The organism is Sphingomonas panaciterrae, assembly GCF_036890205.1.
Taxonomy (GTDB): domain Bacteria; phylum Pseudomonadota; class Alphaproteobacteria; order Sphingomonadales; family Sphingomonadaceae; genus Sphingomonas; species Sphingomonas panaciterrae.
In genome coordinates, this window is sequence record NZ_JAKNQR010000004.1 from 16,062 (window position 1) to 32,126 (window position 16,065).

Genomic DNA, 16,065 nt, shown 5'->3' on the forward strand with positions numbered 1-16,065 from the left:
GCAAGAAGCGAGCGACTCGCAAGAAGCCCTACCATGTCCCGACACGTCGCCGTCATGCTCTACCGCTGGTTCACCTGCCTCGCCGCGACCCTGCTGCTCTCAGGTGCGTGGGCGGCGTCTGCGAGCGCCCAGTCGCGCGACGCGGACGTGCAGACCACCTGGCGGCTGCTCGACTATGTGGCGGTCGACTATCCCGAGGCCGTCTCGGGCGGGCAGGTCAGGAACGCCGCTGAATACGCCGAGATGGGAGATTTCGCGGCGCAGATCGAGGCGCGGGTCGCCGGCCTGCCACCAACTGCCACCAAGCCCGACCTGGTCCGTCGCTCGCAGGCGCTGAGACGCACGATCGCTGGCAAGGCGCCAGCCGACGCGGTCGCAGTCCAGGCCAAGGGTCTCGGGCAGGCGTTGCTCGCCGCATACCCGGTCCCGCTGGCACCGGCCACGCCGCCGGATGTCACGCGGGGGCGGACACTCTATGCGCAGAACTGCGCGTCTTGCCACGGCGCAACGGGAGACGGGCGCGGACCGCAGGCCACCCGCCTCGATCCACCGCCGATCGCGTTCACAGACAAAGGCCGTGCCGACCAGCGCAGCCTCTTCGGCCTCTACCAGGTGATCTCCCAAGGCCTTGAGGGCACCGCCATGCCGAGCTTCGCCGGCCTGCCGGAGGCCGACCGCTGGGCGCTCGCGTTCGAGGCGGGCGGCTTCGCCTACCCCGATGCGCTCGCACGCGAAGGCGAACGGCTCTGGCGCAGTGATGCCTCGATCCGCGCGCGGCTGCCGAATCTCGCCGCCCTCGTCGGCATCACGCCCGCCGCCCTGTCGACCGAGCTCGGGCCGGAGAAGGCAGCGGCCGTCACGGCGTTCCTGCGCCGGCACCCCGACGCCGTGACGAGCCGCCCGGACGGCTCACTGGCGCTCACCCGGGAACGCCTGGACGCCAGCCTGGCCGCATACCGCCGAGGCGACCGCAGGGCGGCCGCCGACCTGGCGCTCTCAGCCTATCTCGACGGGTTCGAACCGGTGGAGCCTGTCCTCGCCGCACGCGACGCGGCCCTGATGGCGCGCATCGAGACGGCGATGGGACGCCTGCGCGCTGCGATCGGCACCGGCAGGCCGGTCGCCGAAGTGGAAGCGGCCAACCACGAGCTCGCCTCGCTGTTCGGCGAGGCCGAGGACGCACTCGCGCCCGAGCGCGCCAGCAGCGCGTCGAGCTTCCTCGGCGCCTTCGGCGTCCTGCTGCGCGAGGGGCTTGAGGCGCTGCTGATCGTCGTGGCCATGATCGCGTTCCTGCGCAAGACGGACCGGCAGTCGGTCCTGCCGCTCGTCCACGCCGGGTGGATGACCGCGCTCGCCGCGGGCGTCGCGACCTGGTTCGTCGCCACCCACCTCATCAGCGTGAGCGGCGCGTCGCGCGAGCTGACCGAGGGCTTCGGCTCGCTGTTCGCCGCCGTCATCCTGCTGATGGTCGGCATCTGGATGCACGGAAAGAGCAGCGCCGAGGCATGGCAGCGCTACGTGCGGGAGCGGGTCACCGCCGCACTGACCAGGCGTTCCGGCTGGTTCCTGTTCCTGCTGGCGTTCGTTGTCGTCTACCGTGAGGTGTTCGAGACCATCCTGTTCTACGCCGCACTCTGGGCCGAGGGGAACGGCGGCGCGATGCTCGCGGGCGCCGGGACCGCCATCGCGCTCCTGGCGGTCATCGCATGGGTGATGCTCCGCTTCAGCGCCCGGCTGCCGATCTCGCGCTTCTTCGGGTGGAGCTCGGCGCTAATCGCGGTGCTCGCGGTGGTGCTCGCCGGCAAGGGCATCTCAGGCCTGCAGGAGGCGGGCATCATCGGTGTCGCGCCCATAGAGAACGTCCCGCGCATCGAGATGCTGGGACTGTATCCGACCGTCGAGACGCTCGGGGCGCAGGTGTGCGCAGTGCTCGCACTGGTCTGGGGCTTCCGGCGGAGCGGCCGCGCCCGGCCGGCAGCCTCAGAGCGGGCGCTACCAGCCGAATAGCCGCACAGTGGCGAGGACGCCCGCAAAGCCCAGGCAGGCGAGCGACGGCAGCACGGTCATCGCCATGCCCAGCGCCCGCGCTCCCGCTCCCCCTGCATAGCGGCGGTAGAACAGCACGCGCCCCACGGCGAACAGCAGGCCGGACGCGGGAAGAAGGGCGAGCACGGCACCGTCCGCGACCGAAGCGAGGACCAGCTGGCACCAGACGCCGACGAAGGCCTGCTCGATCGTGTTCTGGAGGAACGCGGCCTTGACCGCGAGGACGGGACTGGGCGGCCCCGCCGCCGCCCCGCCGATGTCGGCCGCGGACTCGTAGCGTCCCTTCGACACCAGCCGGATCGCCACGACCAAGCAGAGCAGGTGCGGGACGCCCGCCTGGACCCCGAACGCCAGCCGCTCTGCAAGCCCGCCGGGCATCGGGATCAGCTGCGGCAGGAAGACGACCGAGGCTGCGCATACCGCCGACGTCAACAGGAACGCCGTCGCGGCACCCCGCCTGACGAGCCGCTGTTCGGCCGCGATGTCCATGACCGTTCCTCCCACGTCAGCCGGGTCGCAGACCCTCCAGCAGAGTGATGCTGCCCGTGATCGTATGGATGCGGTCGACCTCGCGCACCTTCTCGAAGCCCGCCTCGCGGATCAGGTCCGGAAGGATGCCGTCCGCATTCGGCTGCGTGTCCTCCACCCCGTCGAGCCGCTGGATGGTGAGCCGGAACAACAGGCGCATCAGCCCGCGCTGCCGCCCATAGTCAGCGATCAGCACCCTGCCGCCAGGACGGAGCGCCGCATAGATGGCGGCCATGCCGGCGCGCTTCTCGACCAGAGGCATCTGGTGGAAGACGAGGCTCGACACGACCGCGTCCGCGGGGCCCGTCACGTCGCGCGCGAACCCCTTGCGCCATTCGATCTCAACGCCGGCATCGGCGGCCTTACGCCGAGCGATGGCGAGCGCCTCGTCGTCCGGATCGATCCCGATCACGGTGGAGGCGGGTGCAGCCGACTTCAGCATCACGACGAAGCTGCCCGTGCCGCACCCCACGTCGGCGATCGTCTCGCCGGGTGCCGGCTCGAGCGCCGCCAACATCGCCTGACGCCAGCGCATCTCGCGCGTCCAGCGACGGATCGCCCGGTCGTAGTCGGCCGTGTCGCCGGTGCCGAGCGGGGGCGTGTAGGTCTGCGCAGTCACCTCCGGCCTCTCGGCTTACGCTCGGCCATCTCGCGCCGTGCGTCGCGGATGATGTCATACGCGGAGTGGAGGAAGATCACCGCGATGACGCCCGCCACCACCAGGTCCGGCCAGGCGCTGCCGGTCCACGCGACCAGCGCCGCGGCGGCGATCACCGCCACGTTCGCCAGCGCGTCGTTGCGCGAGAACAGCCAGATGGCGCGTGCGTTCGCGTCGCCGCTCCCGCGGAACCGCGCCAGCACCAGCGCGGCCGCTACGTTCACGACCAGGGCGACGACCCCGATGCCGCCCATCAGGTCGGCCTCGGGCGGGACGGCGTTGAACGCGCGCCAGATCGCCGACACGAGGACGCCGGCCCCGAGGACGCCGAGGAAGACGCCCTGCACGAGGGCGGTGCGGCTGCGGGCGGCCGCCGACCACGCGAGCGCCAGCAGTCCGACCAGCGTGATCGAGCCGTCGCCGAGGAAGTCGAGCGAGTCGGCCTTCAGCGCCTGCGATCCGGCGACGAAGCCGCCGACCAGCTCGCACGCGCCGAAGCCAAGGTTCAGCACGACGACGATCCACAAGGCGCGTCGATAGGCGGGGTCCACACCGGCCCGGGCCGTGTCGGCCTCGCATCCGCAGTCGCTCATCGTCAGCCTCCAAAAGCGAGTCGCGACCCATGTGCACCCTGTAGCCGCTACAGGGTCAACCCGCCCGGATCACGAAGGCCCCAGCGCCTCGATAATGCGGCATTCGGATATCACTCCCTGGCCGCACTGGTCGATCATCCCGCTCAGCTCCTTCCGCAACGAACGCAGGTCGGCGATCTTCTGGTCGACCTGCGCCAGATGCTCGCGGGCGACAACGTCCACCGCCTTGCACGACCTGTCCCGATCGTCGGCCAGCGAGAGCAGCTCCCGCACCTGGTCGAGGGTGAAACCGAGGTCGCGGGCCCTACGCACGAAGGAAAGGCGGGCGAGCTGGTCTGGCCCATAGTCGCGGTAGTTGCCGTCGGTTCGGGCGGGCTCCGGCAGCAGCCCGATCCGCTCGTAGAAGCGGATGGTCTCCACCTTCGTGGCGGTGGCCCGCGCGAGCTCGCCGATCTTCACCCGAACTTCCCCTTGACCCTGCAGCAGCTACAGGGTGCATCTACCCCTCCACGTCGAGTCGCACGAGGTGGAAAATGGCTTGCAGCAGCATTATTTCGGGCAGGCGGCCTTCCTCGGCGAGGACCGCATGAAGCCTTCGCACCCATCATCATCGATCCCCCACCTGGTCGATGCCGAACTGGCGCGCCACCGCGCCGCAGCCCGCGTCGGGGACGTTGGCGGCGCATGGTGGGCGCTCGAGCGTGCCCACATCCTGTCACAGCCCAGGCTGCCGCTGCACCTACGCGTGCACTGGAGCATGCTCATTTACGCGCTTCGTCTGCATGATCTGCGCGAAGTTGCCGGCCAAGTGGCGCGTCTCGCCCTCGCACCCCTCGCTGCGATGACGGGGCGCGTCCCCGTCGGCAACACAGGGCGGTCGAACGTGAGCGCCTTCCGCCCCATGCCGATCCCGGACGATCTCCGCTCGGTTATGGACGGCGGCCCCAGGTAATGCGCCCGTCGCTGACACGCGGCGAGGCCCGTGCTACGAACCGCCCGATGGCCCGGCTGTTCAGCCTGTTCGCGATGCTCGCACTCTCACTGTCGCTGACGGTGGGATCGGTCGCGCACGCGCAATCCTCCATCGCTTGCGCCGAGATCGCCCAGGCCGTCGACGGCGATGCGGACGCGAGTGGCGACCAGATGCCCGGCGGCTGCAAGAAGGGCTGCCTCACCACGCGAGCTGCCACGGGCACCACGTCATGGTGACGTCCGGCGACACCGCCGGCAGGTCGACGGCCATCGCCGAGGCGCAGCCCTTCCCCCGGTCCGAGGCGGCACTCGCGGGCGCATCGACGGACCCGGCGCTCCGCCCTCCGCAGGCCTGACGCGAACCGGCTCACACCGGACCTTTCGAGCGTCAGGAGAAGTGGAAAATGCATCGAATGCTCGCGGCCGCCCTGGCCGCAACCGTCTGCGCATCATCGACGCAGGCGCAGACCGGCCCCACGGCGGCCGTGCAGGACGGGCTCACGCTCGATCAGGCACTCGAACTCGCCGAAGCGAACGCTCCGGGCGTCGGCGCGGCCGATGCGGGCGTCCGGGCCGCCGAGGCGCAGCGCCGCGTCGCCGGACTGCGCCCCAACCCGTCGGTCAACGTCGAGGTGGAGAACGTCGTAGGAACGGGCGAATACAGCGGCATCCGCGGCGCCGAGACCACGGTCGGCATGTCGCTGCCCATCGAGTTTGGCGGCAAGCGCTCGGCGCGGATCGCCGTGGCAGACACGCAGACTGCCCGGGCGCGGCTGGCGGTGGTGGCGGCCCGTGCCGACCTTCGGCTTCGCGTGACCCAGCTCTACAACGAGGCGGTGGCTTCCGAACGCCGGCTGCTGATCGCGCGGGATCAGCTAGGCATCGCCACGGAGGGACTGAGAGCGGCGAACGTGCGCGTGCGCGCGGGCCGGGCATCGCCGCTGGAGGAGCAGCGGGCCGACGTCGCCCGCATCAACGCGACCACAGGACTGTCGCAGGCCGAACGGGCCACCGTGCTCGCACGCGCCAACCTCGCCCGCCTGATCGGACGAGACCCCGGCGCGTTTGACCTCGCCTGGCTGGACAGGGTCGGCGCCGGTGCCGGTCCACGCCTGGCGGCGAACGCCGAGGGCACGCTTGCGCTCGCCGCAGCCGAGGCCGAGGTCGCCACCGCAAATGCACAGGTGCGGCTCGCCCGCAGCCAGCGCGTTCCAGACCTGACGCTGAGCGCCGGGGCTCGTCGGCTTGAGGCCACTAACGACGTCGCGGCGGTCTTCGGCGTCAGCCTGCCGATCCCACTGTTCAACAACGGCCGCGCCAGCATCGACGCCGCCCGAGCCCAGAGCGACCAGGCCGTGGCGCTGCGGCGCGTCGCGCTGCTGGACGCGCAGCAGGCGATCGCCACGGCGGAGACCGACCTAGCCAACGCGGAGGCGAACGCGCGCGCGGCGAACGGACCGGCGCTCGCCGCGGCTCAGGAGGCCGCCCGCGTCGCCCGCATCGGCTACCGCGAGGGCAAGTTCGGCCAGCTGGACCTGCTCGAGGCCGAACGCACGCTCGCCCAGACCCGCTCGGCCGCCATCGACGCGCTCGCCGCCTATCACGACGCCAAGGCACGCCTGGAGCGACTCACCGCCCGCGCGCCCGCCAACACGGAAGCCCAGCCATGAAGAAGACCATACTGCGGGCGCTCGTCCCCGCGACCTTCGCACTGACGCTCGCCGGCTGTGGCGGCGGCGCCGAAGCGCCTGCCGAGAACGCCGCCAACGAGCACGCGTCCGAGGAAGGCCACGCCGAGGAAGGCGTGGTCACGCTCACTCAGCAGCAGATCACCGAAGCAGGCATAGAGGTCGTCCGGCCTACGATCGGCGGCGTCGCGGGCGCCATCGAGGTGAGCGCCACCATCGAGGGCGATCCCCAGGGCGTGCAGGTCGCGTCCGCCGCGATCGCCGGGCGGCTCGTGTCGCTGACCAGGAACCTCGGTCAGCCGGTAGGACGCGGCGACGTGCTCGCCGTGATCGAGAGCCGCGAGGCGGCGTCGCTGAAGGGCGAGATCGAGGCGGCGCGCGCCCGCGCGGCGCTGGCACAGTCCAACCTCCGCCGCGAGCAGCGCCTGTTCGCCGAGCGCGTCTCGCCCGAGCAGGACCTGATCGCCGCCCGCACCGCCGCGACCGAGGCCAACATCGCCCTGCGGCTCGCGCAGCAGCAGCTCGCCGCGACCGGCGGCGGCGGCGGGGCGCTCAACCGCGTCACCGTGCGCTCGCCCATCTCCGGGCAGGTCATCGCCCGGTCCGCGACCCTTGGCCAGACGGTCGCCGCCGACGCGGAGCTGTTCCGCATCGCCAACCTCTCGAAGGTCTCGGTCGCTATGTCGCTGCTTCCGGCCGACGCCGGACGCGTGCAGCCTGGCGCCCAGGTCGAGGTCACGGGCCCGGGGCGCCGGCAGGCGGCACGGGTCACGTTCGTGTCGCCGGTCCTCGACGAGACCACCCGGCTGGTGCCGGTCATCGCGACCCTCGACAACGGCGGCAACACCTGGCGCGTGGGCGAGACCGTCAACGCGTCGATCATCGTGCCGGCAGGCGGCGACCGCACCGTCGCGGTGCCGTCGGCGGCCGTCCAGATGATCGAGGACAAGCCGCACGTCTTCGTGCGCACCGCGACGGGCTTCAAGGCCGTGCCGGTGACGCTGGGCCGGCGCAACGGCGGCCAAGTCGTCGTCACGGCCGGTCTCAACGGTGGCGAACGCATCGCGTCCACCAACTCCTTCACCCTCAAGGCCGAGCTCGGAAAGGGCGAAGCCGAGCACGAGGACTGACCCGTGATCGCCCGCATCGTCACCTTCTCGGTGGAGCGGCGCTGGTTCGTCCTGCTGCTCACCGCCGTCGCCGCCATCGCCGGCATCTTCGCGCTCCAGCGGCTGCCGATCGACGCCGTCCCCGACATCACCAACAACCAAGTCCAGATCAACGTCGTCGCACCCGCGCTCTCACCCGACCAGGTCGAGAAGCAGGTCGCCTTCACCGTCGAGACCGCGCTCGCCGGCATCCCCGGCCTCGAATACACCCGCTCGCTCAGCCGTAACGGCTTCGCCCAGATCACGGCGGTGTTCGACGAGGGCACCGACATCTACTTCGCGCGCCAGCAGGTGTCCGAACGCCTGCGCACCGCCGAGGAGGACCTGCCCGACGGCGTGAACCCCGAGATGGGGCCGATCGCCACCGGCCTCGGCGACATCTTCATGTGGACGGTCGAATACCGCGAGCTGGACAAGGTCAACCACAAGAGCGGCGAACCCGGACTGCAGCCCGACGGCAGCTACATCAGCCCCGAAGGAGACCATCTGGTCAGCGAGGCGGACAAGGCCACCTACCTGCGCACGGTCCAGGACTGGATCGTGTCGCCGCAGCTGAAGGGCACCCCGGGGCTCGCCGGGATCGACTCGCTCGGCGGCTACACCAAGGAATACCTGGTGGTGCCCGACGTGCAGCGCATGGCGGCGATGCGGATCACGCTCCAGGATCTCGCCACCGCGCTCGAGCGCAACAACACCAGCGTCGGCGCGGGCGTCGTCAACCGGAACGGCGAGGGCCTGTCCGTCCGCGCCGACGGGCGCGTCCGGAACGCCGACGAGCTCGCCCGCACGGTCATCGCGACCCGCGAGGGCGTGCCGATCGTCCTCAGCCAGGTCGCTGCCGTCCGCACCGGTCAGGGTCTGCGCATGGGATCGGCTTCGGAGAACGGCCGCGAAGTCGTCGTCGGCACGGCAGTCATGCGGATCGGCGAGAACAGCCGCACCGTGTCCACCGGCGTGTCCGAGAGGCTCGAACAGATCGGTCCGTCGCTTCCGGTCGATGTCATCGTCAAGCCGGTGCTCAACCGGACCGAACTGGTGAACTCGACGATCGTCACCGTGTCGCGCAACCTGGCCGAGGGCGCACTGCTCGTCATCGTCGTCCTGTTCGCGCTGCTCGGCAACTTCAGGGCGGCGCTGATCGCCGCCATGGTGATCCCCATCACGATGCTGCTCACCAGCATCGGCATGCTGCAGGCCGGGGTCTCGGCCAACCTGATGAGCCTCGGCGCACTCGACTTCGGGCTGATCGTCGACGGCGCCGTCATCATCGTCGAGAACTCGCTGCGGCGGCTCGGCGAGGCTCAGTACGGTCGGGACGATCCGCTGCCGCTGAAAGACCGCCTAGGCATCGTCGCGGCGTCCGCCCGCGAGATGATCCGGCCCTCCGTCTACGGCCAGGCTATCATCATCCTCGTGTACGCGCCGCTGCTGACCTTCACCGGCGTCGAGGGGAAGATGTTCGAACCGATGGCGCTGACGGTGATCATCGCCCTCGTGTTCGCCTTCATCCTGTCGCTGACGTTCGTCCCTGCCGCCATCGCTATCTGGCTGTCGAAACGGGTGGAGGAGAAGGAGAGCCGCGCCATCGCATGGCTGCGCCGCCGCTACGAGCCGGGCCTCGACAAGGCCATGCGCCGCCCCAGCGCCACGTTGGGCGTCGCCGTCGGATCGCTCGCGCTCGCCGCCGCGGCGTTCACGACCCTCGGCCAGGAATTCCTGCCGCAGCTCGACGAGGGGAACGTGCTGGTCCAGGCGATCCGGATCCCCGGCACGTCTGTGGACCAGAGCCAGGCCATGCAGGCGCAGGTCGAGAAGGCTATCACGAGGGAGCCGGAGGTGCAGTTCGCCTTCTCGCGGACGGGAACGTCGGAGATCGCGTCCGATCCGATGCCGGCGAGCATCAGCGACACGTTCGTGATCATGAAGCCCCGAAACCAGTGGCCGGACCCAAACCTCGACAAGGCGGAGTTCGTCGAGCGGCTGGAGAAGCGACTGTCCGGGCTCCCCGGCAACGCGTATGAAATCACCCAGCCCATCCAGATGCGCTTCAACGAGCTGATCGCCGGCGTGCGCGGGGACGTGGCGGTCAAGGTGTTCGGCGACGACTTCGCCCAGATGAACGCCACTGCCGAGCAGATCGCCGACATACTGCGTCGGACGCGGGGCGCCACCGACGTCCGCGTCGAGCAGACCGAGGGGCTTCCCATGCTCGACATCCGACCGAACAGGACGGCCATGTCGCGGGTGGGCGTGACGGCCGGCGACGTGCAGGACACCGTCGCGGCCGCCATCGGCGGACGCGAGGCCGGCGTGATCTTCGAGGGGGACCGGCGATTCCCCGTCGTGATCCGTCTGCCCGAAGCCGCGCGTTCCGATCTGACCGCCGTCGCCCAGGTGCCGGTGCCGACGCCCGAAGGCGGGTTCGTGCCGCTGTCGACCGTCGCGGACATCGGCATCGTCGATGGACCGAACCAGATCAGCCGAGAGAACGGTAAGCGGCGCGTCGTGGTGCAGGCGAACGTGCGCGGGCGGGACGTCGCGGGCGTGGTCGCGGACGCGCAGCAGGCGATCGCCTCCGGCGTGAAGATGCCGCCCGGCACGTATCTAGAATGGGGCGGCCAGTTCGAGAACCTCGCGTCGGCGCGGGACCGGCTGCTGATCGTCGTGCCGATCTGCTTCGCGGTCATCATGCTGCTGCTCTACGGGGCGCTCGGATCGGTGCGGGACGCACTGATCGTCTTCACCGGCGTGCCGCTGGCCCTGGTCGGTGGGATCCTCGCACTGCTGCTCCGGGGCATGCCGTTCTCCATCTCCGCAGCGGTCGGATTCATCGCGCTGTCCGGCGTCGCGGTGCTCAACGGACTGGTGATGCTGTCGGCGATCCAGGACCTGATGTCCCGAGGCCTCGACCGGGCCGCGGCCGCCCGCGAGGGCGCGCTGGCGCGCCTGCGGCCCGTCGCGATGACGGCGCTCGTCGCGTCGCTCGGCTTCGTGCCGATGGCGCTCGGGCACGGTGCCGGCGCGGAGGTGCAGAAGCCGCTGGCGACGGTCGTCATCGGCGGGCTGATCTCGGCCACGCTGCTGACGCTGTTCGTGCTGCCGACGCTCTACGCCCGCTTCGGCCAGCGGCGGATCGAGGCGGGCGCGACGGACGCGACCACCGACATCGAAGGACCGCAGACGCATGGCGCATGATCACGGAGCCGGCGGTCACTCCCACGACCACACCGCCGGCGCGAACGCGAGGATGCTCGGCTGGGCGCTCGCCCTCACGTCCACCTACCTGGTGGCGGAGGTCATCGGCGGCTTCGTCTTCAACAGCCTCGCGCTGCTGTCCGACGCGGCCCACATGCTCACCGACGTCGCCGCGCTTGTGATCGCGCTGATCGCCATCCGGATCGGGCAGCGCCCGCCCGACGACAAGCGCACGTTCGGCTATCGGCGCTTCGAGATCTTGGCAGCCGCCTTCAACGCCGTCCTGTTGTTCGGCATCGCGATCTACGTCTTCGTCGAGGCGATCCAGCGCTTCACCGATCCAGAGCCGGTGCAGTCGTGGGGCATGCTGATCGTGGCCGCGATCGGCCTCGTCGTGAACCTGATCTCGATGCGGCTGCTGACCGCCGGCAAGGACGGCAGCTTCAACGTAAAGGGCGCCTATCTCGAGGTGTGGGCGGACATGATCGGGTCGGTCGGCGTCATCGTCGGCGCGCTCGCCATCAAGTTCACCGGCTGGACGTGGATCGACCCGATCGTCGCCGTGGCGATCGGCCTGTGGGTGCTGCCGCGGACCTGGCTCCTGCTGCGCGACACGACGAACGTGCTTCTCGAGGGCGTGCCGTCGGGCCTGCGGCTGGTCGAGGTGCGGGCGGCGGTCTCGGCCGTCCCCGGCGTCGCGGGGCTCCACGACCTGCACGTCTGGTCGATGTCCAACGACGACGTCAGCTGCACGATGCACGTCACGCTGGCAGCCGGCGCCGATGCCAACACCGTCCGCAAGGCGGTCGCCGGGCTGATCGACGAGCGGTTCGGCATCGAGCACGCGACGATCCAGACCGAGGGACCGGGCGAGGCGTGCGAGGAGAGCGGGCATCTCCATAGCTGACGACGGGAAGCCGCCGGCGGCGCGGCGAGCGCCGGGCCGGTGGGACGGACGAGGACGACGCCGAACTCCGCGTCCGCCTTGAGGCGCGCCAGCAGACGGCGCAGATTGCGCGGGAGATGGGAAGGACGATCGACGGCCTGCGAGGCCGGGCGCAGGTGCTGGGGCTCACCCTTACGCCGTCGCAGCGGCCGTGGCGGTCGTATCCGCGGCGCAGGTGATCACGGCTCGAAGGCGGTGATGATCGGGCAGGCCCCGGCGGAGCCGCCGGCACAGGCGTCGGCCAGCCGCGCCAGCGCCGCACGGGCGCCCTGGAGTTCCGCGATCCGGGCATCGAGCGCGGCCACCCGGGAGCGTGCCAGCTCACGAGCCCGAGCCCTGTCATCGATCGCGTCCAGCTCGAGAAGCTCGCCGATCTCGTCCAAGGTGAACCCGGCGCCCTGTGCCGAGCGGATGAAGCGCAGGCGCCGGACATCGGGCTCGCCGTAGCTGCGGAAGCCACCGCCGCCCGGCCGTTCGGGTTCGCGCAGCAGACCCCGCCGCTGATAGTAGCGCACCGTCTCCACGCCCACCCCGCCGGCCTTCGCCAGCCTCGCGATCGTCATCCTCGACATAGGCTCTTGACTCCGGACCATACTACGGACCCCATATGGGCCGGGTGCCGTTGAACCGCAAACGAGGAGCGCACCCGTGTCGACCCGTCCCACCGCCGTCCTTCACCGCATGGTGATGCCCGAACACACCTGTCCCTACGGGCTCAAGGCGCTGGACCTGCTTCGGCGCAAGGGCTTCGAGGTCGAGGACCATCACCTCACCACGCGCGCCGAGACCGACGCCTTCAAGGCCGAGCACGGCGTGAAGACCACGCCGCAGGTGTTCATCGGCGGCGAGCGCATCGGCGGATACGACGATCTGCGGCGGCACTTCGGGTTGCACGTCGCCGAACCCGGCGCCACCAGCTACCGCCCGGTCATCGCGCTCTTCGCCATGACCGCGCTGCTCGCGCTGGCGGCGAGCCATGCCGCCTTCGGCATGCCGTTCACGCTCCACGCGCTGCAGTGGTTCGGCGGGTTCAGCATGGCCGTCCTGGCGCTGCTCAAGCTGCAGGACGTCGAGAAGTTCTCGACCATGTTCCTCAACTACGACCTGCTCGCCAAGCGCTGGGTCCGCTACGGCTACGTCTACCCCTTCGCCGAGGGCTTGGCCGGCGTCCTCATGGTGGCCGGCGCGCTGAACTGGCTCTCCATCCCGATCGCGCTGTTCATCGGCACGGTAGGCGGCGTCTCGGTCTTCAAGGCGGTCTACATCGACAAACGCGAGCTAAAGTGCGCGTGCGTCGGCGGCAGCTCGAACGTGCCGCTCGGCTTCGTCAGCCTGACCGAGAATCTCGGCATGATCGCGATGGCGGTCTGGATGCTGACCGGCAGGGGCGGAATGTGAGGCCGTGCGGGCAGCCGTCGCGCAGCTGCTCGCACCGTCATCCGGCCGCCGAGACCGGCTCCAGCGTGCCCAGCCACGCGACGAGCGCCAGCACCGCGATACCCAGCGCGGCCTCGAACGCCAGGCTCAGCCGCAACGCGCCGATCTCACGTCGCGCCGCCCCCGATGACGCGACCGATCCAAGGGCCGGGGTCAGCCGAAACCTGTTCAAGGATGCCAGCCCCACCATCGCCGCGAACGCCGCGAGCTTAGCCAGCAGCAGCTGACCGTAGAGCGTCGAGGTCAGGCCGGACAGGCCGTCGGGTCCCAGAACCAGCCAGCCGTTCACGATCCCCGTGACGACGATGATCGCAACCGAAGCCGTGCCTGCGCGGGAAAAGCCGTGAAGCGCACGCCAGGACAGATTGAGATGCCCGGCGTCCATCCTCGCCGCCGGTCTGGCGACGAGCAGGACGAGACCGAGAAGCGACCCCATCCAGAACGCGGCCGCGAGCAGGTGCAAGATGTCGGCGCCCAGGTGCAGCGCGCCGAGCGCGCCCTCGCTCATCGCACCGTGACCGCCCCAGGCCAGCGTGGCGGCCGCCAACGCGAAGGCGGCTGCCGACGCCGCGGTGCGCACCCGGGCGGATACCGTGCCGCGGACGGTCGACGCCGATCCGACCGCCAGGACCAGCGCCACCATCCGGATCGTCCAGGCGGCGCCATACGGCGTCTCGTCCACGATCATCGTCAGAGCCTCGCGATCGACCTGCGCCAGCGTCGTGCCGGCCATGGCGGCCGTCATGACGAGCAGCCCACCGGCGGAAAGGACGAGGCCAAGGCACCCGCAAGCGACCAGCACCGCACGCAGCGGCATGACCCTGGCGGTGCCGGCCGGCGCGGTCAGCGCGAAAGCCGCCAGGCCGGAGGCCAGCATCAGGTCGAGGTAGAGCGCGAACCGGATGGCGATTCCCGCCCAGTCCATCGTCAGGCGACCTTGAAGGCGTAGCTGCCCTTGACCCGGTGGGTGTCGGCCGACACGCCGTGCCAATCGAGGCGGTAGGTGCCCTTGGGCAGCGGCTTCGCCAGCGTGAGGATCATCGTTTTGCGATCAGGGCTGACGGCCATCTTGGCAGGCATCTTCATCGGCGGGTGCGAGTCCATCCCGGGCATGCCCGTCATCACGATGTCCGCGCCCGAGAGCTTGGGCAGCAGCGCCTCGGTGAAGGTCACCTGGACCCGCGCCGTCGGTGCGACCGTGGCGTTCGGCGCCGGATTGGCCGAGACCAGCTTGGGGTGGGCCATGGCAGGTGCCGCGATCGCCATGAGGGCGGCAGCGGCGACGACAGCTTGGAAACGCATCTTCGACTCCATCGTGAGATCAGGGATCATCGAGGAATACGCGCCGCGCCGCTCGGACCCTCGCGGACGTCGGTGCACTTCTCGACTGCGCGCACCGGCGAGGGCTGCTAGCAACTAACCCGTATTAGGGGGAATGGAGAACCACATGGACTTCGATCTCGATGCCGCACTCCGTCGGGTCGCCGACGACGAGCATCCCGGGCTGAGCTCGATCGACGCGGCCGTGTTCAATCGCGTGCGGGCCAACCGGACGAGCGCGCGGACCGGCATCGGCGCCGTCGCCTTCGCCGCCGTCGGTGCGATCGTGCTGGGCACGATGACTGCCGGCCCCGCGGCCTCGCCCGCGAGCGCCGCCCCCATCGATCCCTTCGGCGTGGCGGGTCCACTCGCACCGTCGACGCTGCTGCTCACCGAGCGATGACGCGCGGACGCTGGACCGCGCTGGTCGCGGTCGTCGCCTTCCTCGCCGCGATCGGCGGCGTGTTCGTCGGCCGCGTGCTCATCCCGGCGCGGCATGCGCAGACGTCGGAACTGCACGCCCTGCTGCACCATGACCTCAAGCTCGATGCCAGTCAGGAAGCCAGCATCGAGCAGCTCGAGCGCGAGTTCGCGGGCAAGCGCAAGTCGCTGGAGGCGGAGCTGCGCGCCGACAACGCGCGGCTCGCCGCCGCCATCGAGGCCGAGCACGGGAATGGCCCCAAGGTAGCCGCGGCCGTGGACGCGTCGCACCGCGCCATGGGCGAGCTGCAGAAGGCGACGCTCACGCACGTGTTCGCCATGCGCGAAGTGCTGCGCCCCGAGCAGAGGGCGGCATTCGACCGCGCGGTCACCAAGTCGCTGACCACCGGCGACCGGTGAGGGCCGATCTGGCGGCACTCGCCGATGGCGACCTCGCAAGCCGTTCGGCTGCCGGGGACGACGAGGCGTTCGCCGAGATCATGCGAAGGCACCGCCAGCGGGTCTACCGCCTTATCCTCGCCAACGTCGCCGACGCGGACGAGGCGCTGGACCTCGTGCAGGAGACGTTCGTATCGGCCCACGGCGCGCTCCGCCGGTTCGATCCGAACCGGCCCATGTCGGCGTGGCTCGCGCGCATCGCGCTCAACAAGTCGCGCGACTGGGCCCGCCGGCGCGCGGTCAGGCGTATGCTCGGCCTGGCCACGCCCGTCGAGGAGATCGCCGAGCTGCATGCCGACGACCAGCCCCTGCAGGACGTGCAGGCGTCCGACCGAGCCGAGCTCGACCGGCTGGCCCGAGCCGTGGCGCAGCTGCCGTCGTCACAGCGAGAGCCGCTCGTGCTCTGCGCGGTCGATGGGCTCAGCCAGGCCGAGGCGGGCGAGGTGCTCGCGATCAGCGAGAAGGCCGTCGAGACGCGCATCCGGCGGGCCCGGCTGACCCTGGCGCAGCTGCTCGGCCGGAACTGACGCCCGCAGGGGCGCGCGAGGCAGATGATCGCTGAATCGGGCGGCGAGGGCTGGCAGGGCACAAGCCGTATTCGCACCCATGGGGGATACGCCGCGACCGAAGGACG

At 70.5% G+C, this 16,065-nt stretch carries 18 protein-coding genes; 11 read left to right on the plus strand and 7 right to left on the minus strand.

Annotated elements, in window-relative coordinates; translation table 11 throughout:
* The first annotated feature begins 33 nt into the window (after positions 1–33).
* Positions 34–2,007, plus strand: a complete 1,974-nt coding sequence (locus tag L8F96_RS11820; protein WP_334656090.1) for an FTR1 family protein — start codon at positions 34–36, stop codon at positions 2,005–2,007.
* Here L8F96_RS11820 and L8F96_RS11825 read toward each other — a convergent pair.
* The 4 genes from L8F96_RS11825 to L8F96_RS11840 all read right to left on the minus strand — a co-directional run bounded on the left by L8F96_RS11825 (position 1,993) and on the right by L8F96_RS11840 (position 4,284).
* The gene (locus L8F96_RS11825; protein ID WP_334656091.1) at positions 1,993–2,550 is read right to left on the minus strand and encodes an MAPEG family protein; all 558 of its coding nucleotides are present in this window, start codon (positions 2,548–2,550) and stop codon (positions 1,993–1,995) included. The genes L8F96_RS11820 and L8F96_RS11825 overlap by 15 nt on opposite strands.
* 1 nt (position 2,551) lies before the next feature.
* Positions 2,552–3,193 carry a class I SAM-dependent methyltransferase gene (locus L8F96_RS11830; RefSeq protein WP_069318664.1) on the minus strand — a complete coding sequence of 214 codons (642 nt, stop codon included), beginning with the start codon at positions 3,191–3,193 and terminating at the stop codon, positions 2,552–2,554.
* Positions 3,190–3,825, minus strand: coding sequence for a cation diffusion facilitator family transporter (locus L8F96_RS11835; protein ID WP_069318665.1), 636 nt, complete (start codon positions 3,823–3,825; stop codon positions 3,190–3,192). The genes L8F96_RS11830 and L8F96_RS11835 overlap by 4 nt, the downstream gene beginning before the upstream one ends.
* Positions 3,826–3,894: 69 nt before the next feature.
* Positions 3,895–4,284, minus strand: a complete 390-nt coding sequence (locus L8F96_RS11840; protein ID WP_334656093.1) for a MerR family transcriptional regulator — start codon at positions 4,282–4,284, stop codon at positions 3,895–3,897.
* A 34-nt stretch (positions 4,285–4,318) separates the two neighbouring features.
* On the opposite strand from L8F96_RS11840, the gene L8F96_RS11845 reads away from it, so the two are divergent.
* From L8F96_RS11845 to L8F96_RS11870, 6 genes are all read left to right on the plus strand, one after another.
* Positions 4,319–4,777 carry a DUF3703 domain-containing protein gene (locus L8F96_RS11845; protein ID WP_241212525.1) on the plus strand — a complete coding sequence of 153 codons (459 nt, stop codon included), beginning with the start codon at positions 4,319–4,321 and terminating at the stop codon, positions 4,775–4,777.
* A gap of 47 nt (positions 4,778–4,824) precedes the next feature.
* Positions 4,825–5,034 (plus strand): hypothetical protein, encoded by a 210-nt coding sequence (locus tag L8F96_RS11850; RefSeq protein WP_334656094.1) that lies wholly within the window; start codon positions 4,825–4,827, stop codon positions 5,032–5,034.
* 167 nt (positions 5,035–5,201) lie between these two features.
* Complete coding sequence (locus tag L8F96_RS11855) at positions 5,202–6,467, plus strand: TolC family protein (protein WP_069318668.1); 1,266 nt, start codon at positions 5,202–5,204, stop codon at positions 6,465–6,467.
* Positions 6,464–7,615: an efflux RND transporter periplasmic adaptor subunit gene (locus L8F96_RS11860; protein WP_294015452.1), complete on the plus strand. Its 1,152-nt coding sequence runs from the start codon at positions 6,464–6,466 to the stop codon at positions 7,613–7,615. Before L8F96_RS11855 ends, L8F96_RS11860 begins: the two co-directional genes overlap by 4 nt.
* A 3-nt stretch (positions 7,616–7,618) precedes the next feature.
* On the plus strand, positions 7,619–10,849 hold the full coding sequence (locus L8F96_RS11865; RefSeq protein WP_334656095.1) for an efflux RND transporter permease subunit: 3,231 nt from the start codon (positions 7,619–7,621) through the stop codon (positions 10,847–10,849).
* A gap of 52 nt (positions 10,850–10,901) precedes the next feature.
* Positions 10,902–11,756 (plus strand): cation diffusion facilitator family transporter, encoded by an 855-nt coding sequence (locus L8F96_RS11870; protein WP_334656096.1) that lies wholly within the window; start codon positions 10,902–10,904, stop codon positions 11,754–11,756.
* 218 nt (positions 11,757–11,974) lie between these two features.
* On the opposite strand, the gene L8F96_RS11875 is transcribed toward L8F96_RS11870, so the two are convergent.
* Complete coding sequence (locus L8F96_RS11875; RefSeq protein ID WP_079246837.1) at positions 11,975–12,367, minus strand: MerR family transcriptional regulator; 393 nt, start codon at positions 12,365–12,367, stop codon at positions 11,975–11,977.
* A gap of 109 nt (positions 12,368–12,476) precedes the next feature.
* Here L8F96_RS11875 and L8F96_RS11880 point away from each other — a divergent pair, with 109 nt between their 5' ends.
* Positions 12,477–13,193, plus strand: coding sequence for a glutaredoxin (locus tag L8F96_RS11880; protein WP_334656234.1), 717 nt, complete (start codon positions 12,477–12,479; stop codon positions 13,191–13,193).
* Positions 13,194–13,230: 37 nt separating this feature from the next.
* Here the strand turns inward: L8F96_RS11880 and copD are convergent, their stop codons facing one another.
* Both copD and copC read right to left on the minus strand, forming a co-directional pair.
* Positions 13,231–14,157 carry a copper homeostasis membrane protein CopD gene (gene copD / locus L8F96_RS11885; protein WP_334656097.1) on the minus strand — a complete coding sequence of 309 codons (927 nt, stop codon included), beginning with the start codon at positions 14,155–14,157 and terminating at the stop codon, positions 13,231–13,233.
* Between the two features lie 2 nt (positions 14,158–14,159).
* The gene (copC, locus tag L8F96_RS11890) at positions 14,160–14,534 is read right to left on the minus strand and encodes a copper homeostasis periplasmic binding protein CopC (protein ID WP_069318734.1); all 375 of its coding nucleotides are present in this window, start codon (positions 14,532–14,534) and stop codon (positions 14,160–14,162) included.
* A gap of 145 nt (positions 14,535–14,679) precedes the next feature.
* On the opposite strand from copC, the gene L8F96_RS11895 reads away from it, so the two are divergent.
* Genes L8F96_RS11895 through L8F96_RS11905 form a run of 3 tightly spaced genes read left to right on the plus strand, consistent with a single transcriptional unit; the run spans position 14,680 to position 15,958 of the window.
* The gene (locus L8F96_RS11895) at positions 14,680–14,955 is read left to right on the plus strand and encodes a hypothetical protein (RefSeq protein ID WP_069318675.1); all 276 of its coding nucleotides are present in this window, start codon (positions 14,680–14,682) and stop codon (positions 14,953–14,955) included.
* A complete protein-coding gene (locus L8F96_RS11900; protein WP_066686836.1) occupies positions 14,952–15,392 on the plus strand; it encodes a periplasmic heavy metal sensor in 441 nt (146 codons plus the stop codon). Before L8F96_RS11895 ends, L8F96_RS11900 begins: the two co-directional genes overlap by 4 nt.
* Positions 15,389–15,958 (plus strand): RNA polymerase sigma factor, encoded by a 570-nt coding sequence (locus L8F96_RS11905; RefSeq protein WP_069318677.1) that lies wholly within the window; start codon positions 15,389–15,391, stop codon positions 15,956–15,958. The genes L8F96_RS11900 and L8F96_RS11905 overlap by 4 nt, the downstream gene beginning before the upstream one ends.
* Positions 15,959–16,065: the final 107 nt, after the last annotated feature.

Excerpts from the sequence above, each read along its gene's own strand:
- L8F96_RS11820 (WP_334656090.1), top strand. The coding sequence starts at position 34 with ATGTCCCGACACGTCGCCGTCATGCTCTACCGCTGGTTCACCTGCCTC.
- L8F96_RS11835 (WP_069318665.1), bottom strand. The coding sequence starts at position 3,825 with ATGAGCGACTGCGGATGCGAGGCCGACACGGCCCGGGCCGGTGTGGAC.
- L8F96_RS11850 (WP_334656094.1), top strand. The coding sequence starts at position 4,825 with ATGGCCCGGCTGTTCAGCCTGTTCGCGATGCTCGCACTCTCACTGTCG.
- L8F96_RS11855 (WP_069318668.1), top strand. The coding sequence starts at position 5,202 with ATGCATCGAATGCTCGCGGCCGCCCTGGCCGCAACCGTCTGCGCATCA.
- L8F96_RS11860 (WP_294015452.1), top strand. The coding sequence starts at position 6,464 with ATGAAGAAGACCATACTGCGGGCGCTCGTCCCCGCGACCTTCGCACTG.
- L8F96_RS11870 (WP_334656096.1), top strand. The coding sequence starts at position 10,902 with ATGCTCGGCTGGGCGCTCGCCCTCACGTCCACCTACCTGGTGGCGGAG.
- L8F96_RS11875 (WP_079246837.1), bottom strand. The coding sequence starts at position 12,367 with ATGTCGAGGATGACGATCGCGAGGCTGGCGAAGGCCGGCGGGGTGGGC.
- L8F96_RS11880 (WP_334656234.1), top strand. The coding sequence starts at position 12,477 with ATGGTGATGCCCGAACACACCTGTCCCTACGGGCTCAAGGCGCTGGAC.
- copD (WP_334656097.1), bottom strand. The coding sequence starts at position 14,157 with ATGGACTGGGCGGGAATCGCCATCCGGTTCGCGCTCTACCTCGACCTG.
- copC (WP_069318734.1), bottom strand. The coding sequence starts at position 14,534 with ATGCGTTTCCAAGCTGTCGTCGCCGCTGCCGCCCTCATGGCGATCGCG.
- L8F96_RS11895 (WP_069318675.1), top strand. The coding sequence starts at position 14,680 with ATGGACTTCGATCTCGATGCCGCACTCCGTCGGGTCGCCGACGACGAG.
- L8F96_RS11900 (WP_066686836.1), top strand. The coding sequence starts at position 14,952 with ATGACGCGCGGACGCTGGACCGCGCTGGTCGCGGTCGTCGCCTTCCTC.